The sequence below is a fragment of the Agrobacterium sp. 33MFTa1.1 genome (assembly GCF_004328495.1).
In the GTDB taxonomy this organism is placed as follows: domain Bacteria; phylum Pseudomonadota; class Alphaproteobacteria; order Rhizobiales; family Rhizobiaceae; genus Agrobacterium; species Agrobacterium pusense.
Map to the genome: position 1 here is coordinate 459,242 of NZ_CP036358.1, position 12,252 is coordinate 471,493.

Genomic DNA, 12,252 nt, shown 5'->3' on the forward strand with positions numbered 1-12,252 from the left:
TTATGTCCTGTTTAAGGCAATTCTGGCGCGCAATTCGCCGCAATTATGCTGCACTGCGATGTAAACTACGCGTTGCGGCGTTCCCAACGTGCCGCCAATGCTGTAGATGATAGAAAAATGACAACGCTTCTGGGTGGAGAGCGTGGAATGAAAAAATGGGTTTATACCTTCGGCAACGGTGCTGCCGAAGGCCGGGCAGGTGACGTTGCGATATTGGGCGGCAAGGGCGCAAACCTTGCCGAAATGGCAAGTCTCGGCCTTCCCGTTCCCCCCGGCCTCACCATCATTACCGACGCCTGCGCGCTTTATCACAAGAACGGCCGCGATCTCCCGGATGACCTGAAGCTTCAGGTCATGGCCGGCCTGCATGGTATGGAAATCGTGACCGGCAAGACCTTCGGCGGCAGCCAGTCGCCACTGCTCATCTCCGTCCGTTCCGGCGCGCGCGCCTCCATGCCCGGCATGATGGATACGGTGTTGAACCTTGGTCTCAACGACCGCACCGTCGAGGCATTGGGCCACGATGCGGGCGACGCGCGTTTTGCCTGGGACAGCTATCGCCGCTTCATCCAGATGTATGCTGATGTCGTCATGGGTCTCGACCATGAAATGTTCGAGGAAATCCTCGAAGATGAAAAAGGCCGGCTTGGCCATGAATACGATACGGACATGTCGGCGGTCGAATGGCAGCACGTCGTTTCGCTCTACAAGAAGCTGATCGAAGATGAGCTCGGCGAAGCCTTCCCGCAGGATTGTCACGTCCAGCTTTGGGGCGCAATTGGCGCCGTGTTCGCCAGCTGGACCAACCACCGTGCCGTGACCTATCGGCACCTGCACAATATTCCCGGCGACTGGGGCACGGCCGTTAACGTTCAGGCCATGGTCTTCGGCAATCTCGGCTCGTCCTCGGCAACCGGCGTCGCCTTTACCCGCAACCCCTCGACAGGCGAGGCGGAGCTTTACGGCGAATTCCTCGTCAATGCGCAAGGCGAAGACGTGGTGGCGGGCATCCGCACGCCGCAATCCATCACCGAGGCCGCACGCTTGGCCTCCGGCTCCGACAAGCCATCCATGGAAAAGCTGATGCCGGAAGCCTTTTCCGAATTCTTGGCGATCTGCAAGCGGCTGGAAACCCACTACCGCGACATGCAGGATCTTGAATTCACCATCGAGCGCGGCAAGCTCTGGATGCTGCAGACCCGCTCCGGCAAGCGCACCACCCGTGCCGCCATGAAGATTGCGGTCGATATGGTGGAAGAAGGGCTGATTTCGCAGGACGAAGCCGTCTGCCGCATCGAGCCGTCGTCGCTCGACCAGCTGCTGCATCCCACCATCGATCCCGGCACATCCCGTCCCATCATCGGCTCCGGCCTGCCCGCCTCTCCGGGGGCGGCAACGGGTGAGATCGTCTTTACCGCGGAAGAGGCGGTCGCCGCCGAGGCCGAGGGGCGTCGCGTCATTCTGGTGCGCATCGAAACCAGCCCGGAAGATATTCACGGCATGCATGCCGCCGAAGGCATTCTGACGACGCGCGGCGGCATGACCAGCCACGCCGCCGTGGTGGCGCGGGGCATGGGCATTCCCTGTGTCACCGGCGCCGGCTCCATGCGCGTCGATATGCGCAACAGGGTGCTGATCGGCGTCGGCTGCATGCTGAAGCGGGGGGATGTCATTACCATTGACGGCTCCTCCGGCCGGGTGCTGAAAGGCGAAGTGCCGATGACGCAGCCGGAACTCTCGGGCGATTTCGGCAAGCTGATGGAATGGGCGGACAAGCTGCGCCGGATGACCGTGCGCACCAATGCGGACACGCCCGCCGACGCCCGCGCCGCGCGCGCCTTTGGCGCTGAGGGCATTGGCCTCTGCCGTACCGAACACATGTTCTTCGAGGGCGACCGCATCCATGTCATGCGCGAGATGATCCTGGCCGAAAGCGAAAAGGGCAGGCGGGCGGCGCTCGATGAGCTTCTGCCGATGCAGCGCTCGGATTTCACCGAACTTTTCCAGATCATGCACGGCCTGCCGGTGACGATCCGCCTGCTCGACCCGCCACTGCACGAATTCCTGCCGAAGACGGATGGTGAAATCGTCGAGGTTGCCGCCGCCATGGGCATGCCGCAGACGGTGTTCCGCCAGCGGCTTGATGCGTTGCACGAGTTCAACCCCATGCTCGGCCATCGCGGCTGCCGTCTCGCCATCTCCTACCCGGAAATCGCCGAAATGCAGGCCCGCGCCATTTTCGAAGCGGCCGTTGCGGCGGCGCGCATTACCGGCGCGCCCGTCGTGCCTGAGATCATGGTGCCGCTGGTCGGCCTGCGTTCGGAACTGGATTACGTGACTGCGGTCATCGATGGCGTCGCCGCTGCGGTGGCGAAAGAAACCGGCATGGAGATCGAATATCTCACGGGAACCATGATCGAGCTGCCGCGTGCGGCCCTGCGCGCCCATGTCATTGCCGAAGCGGCCGAATTCTTCTCCTTCGGCACCAACGATTTGACGCAGACGACCTTCGGCATTTCCCGCGACGATGCGGCGCGCTTCATCAATACCTATCAGCGTAAGGGCATCATCGAACGCGACCCGTTCATTTCGCTCGATTTCGATGGCGTGGGTGAATTGATCCGCATCGCCGCCGAACGCGGCCGCCAGACGCGGCCAGAACTGAAGCTCGGTATCTGCGGCGAACATGGCGGAGACCCGGCCTCGATCCATTTCTGCGAAAATGCCGATCTTGATTACGTCTCGTGCTCGCCTTTTCGCGTGCCCATCGCCCGCCTAGCCGCCGCGCAGGCGACGCTTGCCGCGCGGGCGGAAGAAGGGCAGGTCGCAAGCAATGTCGCCTTTATCCCCGTCAGGGGTTCTGTTGGACGATGATGCGCCGCTCCACCACCACGGGACGGTAGAACATGTCGCGGTTCATCTGCGCCTGCCAGGCACGGTTGTCCGCACGGCGGTCCATTTCCAGATCGAGAAGGCAACCGGCCATCGGGTCAGTGCCGGGGCGGAAACCGTAACCCCGGCATGTCGCCTCATCCCGAGCCCGGCGCTCTTCCGGTGTCAGCGTCTGGCATGCGGTGAGCGCCAGCATGGCGGCAAGCGCACCGAAGACGATGGAAAAGCGCATTTTGTTTCTCCCTGATATGACAGCCGTACGGCACTTATTGCCGAGATTGATACGCCTGTTTTAAGACGGGGAAAAGCCGCGGCAAGGTGGAAAGTTGCGTCGATAGGCCGCCGCAGGCACCTCCGCTGTGCTTAATATCTGGACAGGAAGGAGGGCGGGAAAAAGCCCTGCTGAATGAGCCAGTCACTCAACAGAAGCGTGAGGATGCCGGCGAGAAGAAGACCGCCCATGAATGCGATCAGGCCGAGGGTGGCGCGTGTCCAGCGGCGGGTCTGATAGAGATAAATGGCAAGGCCCACAGGCGCGAGCAGAATAGTCGCGAATTTTACGGCAGAGCTGCGTCGGGAACCCCGCTTTTCGGCATCCTCTATCTGCCACCACGCAAACAGGGTGATGATGCCGATCATCTGCACCAGATCGTTTGCGGTAAAGGAACTGGGCGATCCGGCGGGCCAGATGGCCGCGTCGATAAGCAGCCCGACTGAGACAAAGACGAGCAGGCCGACATAGATCCAGTTACGTTTCACCATGCATACGTTCCGCTGAAGCTGCGCTTTGTCCGTGTCGTTATGGCTATCGATGAAGCCATCTCCGTCAACCCCTAACTTTAATGGGGCAAAGGAAGCGGCCAACGCAGGGCGTCTCCTTTTTATCGGAAACGCCCCGCGACTATTGCTGTCAGGCCGTCGCCACTTCACGGTCATCGAGTGCGTCGATGTCCTTGGCGTTGTTATAAACGGCCTCGTTGAGAATGCCCTCACGCTTGGCGACAATGGTGGGCACCAGCGCCTGTCCGGCGACGTTGACCGCGGTGCGGCCCATGTCCAGGATCGGGTCGATTGCGAGCAGCAGGCCCACACCTTCGAGCGGCAGTCCGAGTGTGGAGAGCGTCAGCGTGAGCATAACCACCGCGCCGGTCAGTCCGGCCGTTGCGGCGGAACCGAGCACCGAAACGAAGACGATCAGCACATATTCCTGAATGCCGAGGGGCACCTGGAAGAACTGCGCGATGAAGATCGCCGAGATTGCCGGATAGATTGCGGCGCAGCCGTCCATCTTGGTCGTGGCGCCGAGCGGCACGGAGAAGGCGGCATATTCGCGCGGCACGCCGAGGCTCTTTTCCGTCACGGTTTCGGTGACGGGCAGTGTGCCGATGGAGGAACGCGAGACAAAGGCGAGCTGGATGGCCGGCCATGCGCCCGCAAAGAAGCGCGAGGGCTTCAGGCCATGCGCGAGAAGCAGCGCCGGGTAAACGACGAAAAGCACCAGTGCGAGACCGATATAGACGGCCGCTGCATACCAGCCGAGCTGCGACAGCGTGGTCCAGCCATATTGGTCAACTGCGCGGCCAAGCAGGCCGATGGTGCCGATGGGGGTAAGGCGGATGACCCACCACAGGATTTTACGCACGATGGCGAGCAGCGACTGGTTGAAGGCGAGGAACGGCTCCGCCGCCTTGCCGGCTTTCAGCGCCGCGACACCGAAGGCAATCGACACCACCAGCAACTGCAGGACGTTGAAATTCAGCGAGGTGCTGGCCGCGCCATTGCTGATTTTGGTAGATGCTTCAAGACCGAAGACGTTGGCCGGGACGAGACCCTTGAGGAAGTCCAGCCAAGAACCGGTGGAGGACGGTGCTGCCGCGGCCGTATTGGCGATCGCCGTGTTGACGCCCGGCTGGATGACAAGACCGAGCACGATGCCGATGACGACCGCGATCAAAGCGGTGATGGCGAACCAGAGCAGCGTCTGCCAGACGAGCTTCGCCGCATTAGAGAGGTTCTTGAGATTGGCGATGGAGGCGACGATGGCGGTAAAGATCAGCGGCGGCACGAGTGCGCGCAGCAGCTGGACGAATATGCTGCCGATGGTCTGCAGCGTCACCGAGAGCCAGTTGGGGCCACCGGCGGCGTCGGGGCCGATATTGCGGGCAACAAGGCCAAGCAGCAGGCCGATGACCATGGCTATCAGAACCTGAAAGCCAAAATTGCGATAAAAGGGTTTATGCCCCGAGGGGCGGGCAGAGGTCGTTGCCTGTGACATGACATGTCTCTTTATTGTGCAAGAAAGCGAGAATGTTGCATTTTTTACAAGCATTCTCGAGGGAGGTCGCCGAGAATACGCCGATTTCCTCAGCAATTAAGGGATGAACGTGCGTATTTGTTGCATTGTCGGGGAATTATTCCCTGACGCTACGGCAATGCGGAAAAATATTCCTGCTTCTTGTTGGCTTGGCCTCTCAGTCCGTCGCGCAGGGAAAGTCATGCCAATTGCGCCGACGTCATCCTCGGGCCTGTCCCGAGGTCTGCCGACATATTGATTTTTATTGGAGGTAGTTAGATCCTCTGCACAGAGCCGAGCATGACGTTGAGCGAGTCTTCACCCTTAATCACCGACCTCAAGGAAACTGCGACCTGTCCGGAAATTTAACCCGGACAGAAGTGGATCATACCCGGAATGGCGGAAGAGAGGTCTTCGGGGGGCACGCTTTACCCGCAGATCGCCCCCTCCTTTGTTTTCCTCGCCGCAATTCCGGTCTATGACATCATATGCAGGTGATTCCCTGCCAGAACCCGGGTGCAACGCCTCTTAGCCAATGCGATCTAACGGATATCCGCTTCCATGACTGTGCGTTTCGTCCGGCCTTTTTCGGTTGCAGCCTATCTTTCCCGCTATCTGGGCCTGGCGGCACTGGCGCTTTTTCTCATCGCCGCCGGCATCCACCGCTTCGGGCCGCTGACGACGCCTGATCTTGTCGGGCTGCTCCTCATTGCCGCAGGCATCGCTTTTCTTGCCGTGCTTCTGGCGCTGATCGGCCTTGAGCGGCTGTGGACCAGAGGCGCACGCGGCGGCCTTTCGGCGCTGGCGGCGCTGCTTCTCTCGGCCTTGCCACTCGGCGTTGTCGGCTACGGCGCCTTTCTTTATTGGCAGCAGCCGAAGATTTACGACATCTCCACTGACCTGAGCGATGTGCCGGAGTGGCTGGCGACACCGGCCGCCAACCAGCAATGGCTGGTGCGGCCCGCGACCATTACCAAGGCTGATCGCGATGCGCAGATGGAGGCCTATGCCAGCCTTGCCGGGCGCCGTTATGAAGGCGCGATAGACCGCATCTACGCCGCCGCCAAAAAAATGGCCGCCTCCCAGAACATCCGCATTACCCATACGAAGGGTGTGATCGGGGCGGAGGATGCCCCTGCCGTCGGGGTGCCAGCACAGGACAGGCAGCAGCCCGCCGACGATGCGCCGGTGGAAGACCTGCCCTCCATCGTGCCCGTGCCCATGGCCCGCCCGACCGACGCGCCTTTGCCCACCTTCTTCAACGGCAGCGGCGTGGTGCTGATGCAGGGTGAAACCCGCACCCGCATCTGGGGCCTGCGCTTCGATATCCTCATTCGCCTGAAGGAAGAGGCGGAAACTACCATCGTCGATGTCCGCGTCGCCTCCCGCTACGGCCCGCACGATCTTGGCATGGGTGCGGCGATTGCCGAGGCCTATCTCGATGCGCTGGATGCGGAGATGCAGGGGCTGAACGATAATTGAGGCCGGAAGGCAAAGCTACACGTTGGCCGAATGGATCGCGACGTCGCCGCTCGTTTCTTCTCCCCGCCGGGGAGGAGGTGGCCCGAAGGGCCGGATGAGGGGGCAACGGCGGAGATTTTCGGAGAGCTTGCCCCCTCATCCCGCTGCCGCGGACTTCTCCCCGGCGGGGAGAAGAAACAGGTGGCACCCGCTCGCTCCCCACAGAAGGGGCGGCAATCACGAAAGCACCTTGAGAGCTGGCTAGTTAAAACCCCGTCACGCCGGGAAATATTCACCCGTGAGCGAAGGCGCGCCATCCGTCCGAACTTCGCCCTTCTCGATCAGATCCTCGATATGCGCCAGCACGGAAAGTGCCGCCGCCCCATGCAGACGCTTGTCGGTGCTGGCATAGATCACCTTCACCATATCGGCGATCAGCCTGTCGCCGTCCCTGATCCGCTTCAACACCGCCTTTTCCCGCATGCGGCGGTGGGCGCGCAAGCCCCGCATGAAGGCTGCGGGATCGGTGACCGGGCCGCCGTGGCCGGGCAGGAACAACCGGTCGTCGCGGGTGAGCAACCGCTCCAGTGAAGCCATGTAGTCGCTCATCGCCCCATCAGGCGGCGCGACGATCGTGGTGGCCCAGGCCATGACGTGATCGGCCGAAAAGACGATGCCGCTGCCCTCAAGCGCAAAGGCGGCGTGGTTGGCGGTGTGGCCCGGCGTATGCAGCGCCGTCAATGTCCAGCCGTCGCCGGAAAGGCTCTGCCCGTCGCCCAGCGCAATGTCGGGCGCGAAAGCCGTATCGGAACTTTCGGCAAAGGGATTGGTCTCGCCCACATGCAGCGGCCGGGCGGCGCGGTGAGGGCCTTCAGCCACCGTCAGCGCCCCGGTCGCCTGCGCCAGCCTGCGGGCAAGCGGCGAATGATCGCGATGGGTGTGGCTGACGAAGATGTGCGTGACTTCGCGCCCTTCGAGCGCGGCCATCAGCGCCCGAAAATGCGCCTCGTCCTCCGGGCCGGGATCGATGACGGCGACGGAACGGTCGCCGACAATATAGGAATTGGTGCCATGGAAGGTGAAGGCGGAAGGATTGTTGACGGTGATGCGCTGGATGAGCGGGGCGACGGGAACCGCCTCGCCATAGGCCGGCTGGAAATCGAGATCGAATGCCGGGTCCGCCATCGAGACCTCCTGAAAAAATGCTATGCATGCTTGCGCCGCGGCCTCATCCGCGTCACGGCCAAGCCCTAACATGCGAACTTCGACACGGCACCCAAAAAGCTTGAATTTTGTGAAAAAATTGGTCGCCGGGTCATTGCCGCGCCGGGCAGGCTTTGCTAATCAGGCGCGGTTCAGGCAGCGGCGTTTCGCTTTCGCTGCCCTGTTGGGGCGTCGCCAAGCGGTAAGGCACCGGTTTTTGGTACCGGCATTCCCAGGTTCGAATCCTGGCGCCCCAGCCATCTATCCCCAAGTCAGAACAACGTTCGCAGGTTCCGGCGACCGTCGATCACGCGAACGATTTCCACGGAATATATTTCGCCGCCATCGGTATCCGGCACGGTTTCGTAGAGAATGATGTAAGGCGCTTCAACCAGCATGCGGGCGGATGGGAAAATTTCCGGGCGGCGCTCGCCGAGGTGAGGATGGTCGACCAAGCGCTCCGCTTTGGCGCGGAACGGCAAGGCGCTGTGATTTGCCGATATCGATATAGATTTTTCTTCACATCGCTGCGCGCGCGGGGCGACCAGACAAGTTTAATGGTCACGATTTTTCAACGAGGCCAGTTCTGCACGCGCTTCATTGAGCGCCTCGTCGAAATCCACTTCGGTTGAATTGCCACTGGCTTTGCCTTCGGTCCATAATGCGCGCAGCTTGGCAATGTCGTCGCGTCGCTGAACCCATTTTGCCGACCAGTCTCGTATCGCTTCACGGATGACTTCGCTGCTGCTGGCATAAGCACCGCTTTCCACGGCGTCACGCAAGATTTCGGCGTGCTGGGGAGTCATCGAGACGCTGATCTTTTCAACATTGGCCATCTAAGCTCTCCATCGAATTGGTAGCAACTATTACCACCAAGAGGATTGGCCGACGAGATATTTCAGTATCAAGAATTAGATCAACAAAAAACGCCGCGCATCCAGAGACACGCGGCGTCCAATCCTAAATCGCACCTAAACTTTAAAGCGCGATATCAGGCACCTTCTTCACGGGTGCACCCGCAGGCGCCGCACCGGCGCCCTTCAGGGCCTCAAGATCGATCTGCGGCGGGGTCGGCAGCTGCAGGTGCTCGGCGGTGTAGGCCCATTCCTCACGTACCTTTTCCGGGTCGTCATTGAGCTTGGTGCCGTAGCTCGGCACGATCTGGCGCAGCTTTGCCTGCCATTCCGGCGTTGCCACCTTGTCCTTGAAGACCTTTTCCAGAACGCTGAGCATGATCGGCGCAGCGGTGGAAGCGCCCGGCGAAGCGCCGAGCAGGCCGGCGATGCTGCCGTCCCCAGCGGAGACGACTTCGGTTCCGAGCCGCAGCACGCCGCCTTTTTCCTCGTCGCGCTTGATGATCTGCACGCGCTGGCCTGCCTGCCAGAGACGCCATTCGCCCTGCTTGGCATTCGGGAAATATTCCTTCAGCGCAGCAAAGCGGTCGTCATCCGACATCATCAGCTGGCCGGCGAGATATTCGACCAGCGGATATTCATCGATGCCGACGCGCACCATCGGCCAGGCATTGCTGGTTGTTACGGAGGAGACGAGATCGAAATAGGAGCCTTCCTTCAGGAACTTGGTCGAGAAGGTGGCGAAAGGTCCGAAGAGGATGACGCGTTTGCCGCCCAGCACCCGGGTATCGAGGTGCGGCACCGACATGGGCGGCGAGCCCACCGAGGCCTTGCCATAGGCCTTGGCCAGATGCTGCATCGTCACATCGGGGTTCTCGTTGATGAGGAACGAGCCGCCGACAGGGAAACCGGCATAATCATCCGCTTCCGGAATGCCGGACATCTGCAGCAGATGCAGCGCGCCGCCGCCGGCGCCGATGAACACGAATTTCGCATCCACCACCTGTTCGGCATCGGTCTTGGTGTTGGTATAGGTCACGCGCCAGCTGCCATCGGCGTTGCGCTGGATGTCGGAAACCTCGCTATTGACCTGCAGGTCGAAATTCTGGTCGCTCTGCAGATGCGAGACGAATTGGCGGGTGATTTCGCCAAATTCCATGTCGGTGCCGAGCGGCGACCAGGTTGCGCCGATCTTCTGGGAAGGATCGCGGCCTTCCATCATCAGCGGCACCCACTTCTTGATCTGCTCGGGATCGGTGGAGAACTCCATGCCCGCGAAAAGCGGGCTCGCCTTCAGCGCCTGATAGCGCTTTTCCAGATAGGCGACGTTCTCGTCACCCCAGACGAAGCTCATATGCGGCGTGTGGTTGATGAAGGAGCGCGGGTTCTTCAAAACGCCGTTGCGCACCTGCCATGCCCAGAACTGCCGGGAAATCTGGAAGGATTCGTTGATGTTGATCGCCTGGCTGATCTTGATGTTGCCCTTGTCGTCTTCAGGCGTGTAGTTCAGCTCGGCAAGCGCGGAATGGCCGGTGCCGGCATTGTTCCAGCCGTTGGAGCTTTCAAGCGCCACGCCGTCCAGCCGCTCCAGCATCTGCATCGACCAGGTGGGCTCCAGCTCGCGCAGCCACACACCGAGCGTCGCGCTCATGATGCCGCCACCGATGAGAAGCACGTCGACCTTCTTGGCAGTCGTATTGGCGAGAAGCGCGGAAGAGGGCAGCGCTGCTGCGGCAAGTCCGGCGAGAGCACCACCAAGAACCTGTCTGCGGTTCATCGGCAATGCGTGGGAGAGGGAAGTTTCCTCGGAGAGATCAGTGAGCTGGGATTTGTCTTGATCGATGGGAGTCACGGCCATACCTGATTCTTGTTTTGTGTTAAAAACACTCCTCCCGATCGCCCCGTTATAGCAAAGCGCAAACCGGCACAACCCGGACTCATCCACTCCAGTTCAAGCGGTTTTGTGCGGATTTTGCCGTGGCGGACGGCCGATTTCACGGTTTTGCCGATTATCGTTTTGATGATTGTTAAGATAAGTCGCGGCTTTCAAACGGTTGAAAGCGTTCCCTGGCGGGATTTTGCCAAAAACGCAGCGCCAGCACCCTTTCCACTGAGTTACGATCCGCAAGGTGCCGCTTCAGGCACAATTTTTTTCAGAATAATGACGGAAATCCCGAAAAAGTGAAAAGGCCCACCGGTTCGGGCAGGCCTTCGCGCATTTTGGCTTGTGGCTGACGATCAGTTGGCGGCGAGGAATTCCGCGCAGTAGCTCGGACCGTTGACGCCCGGGCGATCGGAGATCGTGCGGACGGCGGTGATCTTGTAATCGCTGGAGACGACCAGCTGCACCGTGCAGGAAAGGGAGGCGGTGCGGGCGGGCGAAATCTGCCGGCCTTTTTTGCCATCCTTGGCTTCTTCGAACTTCGCCGGAATCGTCGCCTTCTTGTAGCCGCCGCGCCAGTTGTAGACGGTGGAACTGCCGCTTTCGGTGTCGCTCAGCGGCGGGCCGAATTTGGCGAAGAAAATACCTGCGGACTGGCCGACCCAACGGGTCTCAACCGGGCTCTTCTGGGTGAAGGAGGGCGTGGAGCCATCGGTGGAAGTGGTGCAGGCCGAGAGCGCAATGGCAAACGCTGCAAGCGTTACGCTGCGAAATAGCATGGTGAAATGTCCTTTGTGCCGTGTCCGGCATCCCGCCGGTCATTCCGTTCCCCTAGCAGATTTGGCGGCGGCGGGCAGGGGAGCTGTGCGGCCCGATGAAAATTTCCTGCCACAATTGCTTTTTTGTAACGTTTTGAAGCCTTCCGCCCGGTGCCGCCGGTGCCTGCCGGGGCTGTTTCAGCAGGTGGGGAAAACTTGTCATAAAAAATGCAATAAGCCGCTTGTCGAATGCCGGAGGCTGGTCTATAGAAGCGCCGCTGGTCACGGAGTGTAGCGCAGTCTGGTAGCGCACCACGTTCGGGACGTGGGGGTCGGAGGTTCGAATCCTCTCACTCCGACCAGCTAGAAGCCCGATAAATCAGCGGCTTGCAAAAAATCCCGATACTTGCTGAAAACCTCCATATCAAATCGTCATACATCAACCGGACCGGTCGCATCAGAGCCGGTTTGAATGCATTCGTCGCCCATGCCTCGGAGCCCAGTTGGGTAGGTTGTCGCAACTTCCTGCGCTTCCACTTTTCCGTATGCGCGAATAAAAGAGGCCCGTCGCTCCGCCAAGCGCCAGGCCCCAATGTCGCGGCCTGTTTCAGGGGACGCGCGACACGGACCGTCTTAGAAGTGTCAATTCAGGTCCACAATCCAAGAAGTTACCCGTGACAGTCGCGAGCCCCGAGTTTCAGGGCCATCGCCGTCATCAACTTATCGCGATCAAAAAAGAGGCCCGCTGCATTTTCAAGCAACGAGCCTCTGTTCGGCCGCTTGGCGGAGCGACCGAGGGCAAATTCGCCTTTTGCCCATGAACGCCGAATGAACGAGCGCCCTTCTGCGCCGCCGAGAAACAACCCGTAAAAATCCGGAAAGCAGATGGATCGGAAAGCTTCCTCAGCC

General features: G+C 60.6%; 9 protein-coding genes, 2 tRNA genes and 1 pseudogene. 4 read left to right on the top strand and 8 right to left on the bottom strand.

Annotation, left to right across the window (positions count from 1 at the left end; translation table 11 throughout):
- Window positions 1-147 precede the first annotated feature (147 nt).
- Window positions 148-2,874 (top strand): pyruvate, phosphate dikinase, encoded by a 2,727-nt coding sequence (gene ppdK / locus EYD00_RS02260; protein WP_004440419.1) that lies wholly within the window; start codon window positions 148-150, stop codon window positions 2,872-2,874.
- On the opposite strand, the gene EYD00_RS02265 is transcribed toward ppdK, so the two are convergent.
- The 3 genes from EYD00_RS02265 to EYD00_RS02275 all read right to left on the bottom strand — a co-directional run bounded on the left by EYD00_RS02265 (window position 2,852) and on the right by EYD00_RS02275 (window position 5,167).
- Window positions 2,852-3,124, bottom strand: coding sequence for a hypothetical protein (locus EYD00_RS02265; protein WP_004440421.1), 273 nt, complete (start codon window positions 3,122-3,124; stop codon window positions 2,852-2,854). The two genes, ppdK and EYD00_RS02265, sit on opposite strands and share 23 nt — an antisense overlap.
- Window positions 3,125-3,255: 131 nt before the next feature.
- Window positions 3,256-3,654 carry a hypothetical protein gene (locus tag EYD00_RS02270; protein ID WP_034495926.1) on the bottom strand — a complete coding sequence of 133 codons (399 nt, stop codon included), beginning with the start codon at window positions 3,652-3,654 and terminating at the stop codon, window positions 3,256-3,258.
- 148 nt (window positions 3,655-3,802) lie between these two features.
- Window positions 3,803-5,167, bottom strand: a complete 1,365-nt coding sequence (locus EYD00_RS02275; protein WP_034495924.1) for a dicarboxylate/amino acid:cation symporter — start codon at window positions 5,165-5,167, stop codon at window positions 3,803-3,805.
- A gap of 579 nt (window positions 5,168-5,746) precedes the next feature.
- Here EYD00_RS02275 and EYD00_RS02285 point away from each other — a divergent pair.
- A complete protein-coding gene (locus EYD00_RS02285; protein WP_004440428.1) occupies window positions 5,747-6,667 on the top strand; it encodes a DUF1499 domain-containing protein in 921 nt (306 codons plus the stop codon).
- 255 nt (window positions 6,668-6,922) lie between these two features.
- Here EYD00_RS02285 and EYD00_RS02290 read toward each other — a convergent pair whose 3' ends face one another.
- Complete coding sequence (locus EYD00_RS02290; RefSeq protein ID WP_004440431.1) at window positions 6,923-7,831, bottom strand: MBL fold metallo-hydrolase; 909 nt, start codon at window positions 7,829-7,831, stop codon at window positions 6,923-6,925.
- Between the two features lie 203 nt (window positions 7,832-8,034).
- On the opposite strand from EYD00_RS02290, the gene EYD00_RS02295 reads away from it, so the two are divergent.
- Window positions 8,035-8,109 (top strand) — tRNA-Gln (locus EYD00_RS02295).
- A gap of 12 nt (window positions 8,110-8,121) precedes the next feature.
- On the opposite strand, the pseudogene EYD00_RS26415 reads toward EYD00_RS02295, so the two are convergent.
- The 4 genes and pseudogenes from EYD00_RS26415 to EYD00_RS02315 form a co-directional block, all read right to left on the bottom strand.
- Window positions 8,122-8,414: pseudogene (locus EYD00_RS26415) on the bottom strand (type II toxin-antitoxin system RelE/ParE family toxin).
- Complete coding sequence (locus tag EYD00_RS02305) at window positions 8,404-8,685, bottom strand: type II toxin-antitoxin system ParD family antitoxin (protein ID WP_004440433.1); 282 nt, start codon at window positions 8,683-8,685, stop codon at window positions 8,404-8,406. Before EYD00_RS02305 ends, EYD00_RS26415 begins: the two are co-directional and overlap by 11 nt.
- Before the next feature lie 142 nt (window positions 8,686-8,827).
- Complete coding sequence (gene mqo / locus EYD00_RS02310) at window positions 8,828-10,561, bottom strand: malate dehydrogenase (quinone) (RefSeq protein WP_034495922.1); 1,734 nt, start codon at window positions 10,559-10,561, stop codon at window positions 8,828-8,830.
- 380 nt (window positions 10,562-10,941) lie between these two features.
- Window positions 10,942-11,364 carry a hypothetical protein gene (locus EYD00_RS02315; protein WP_004440437.1) on the bottom strand — a complete coding sequence of 141 codons (423 nt, stop codon included), beginning with the start codon at window positions 11,362-11,364 and terminating at the stop codon, window positions 10,942-10,944.
- A gap of 264 nt (window positions 11,365-11,628) precedes the next feature.
- Between EYD00_RS02315 and EYD00_RS02320 the strand changes: the two genes are divergently transcribed.
- A tRNA-Pro gene (locus tag EYD00_RS02320) sits at window positions 11,629-11,705 on the top strand.
- Window positions 11,706-12,252: the final 547 nt, after the last annotated feature.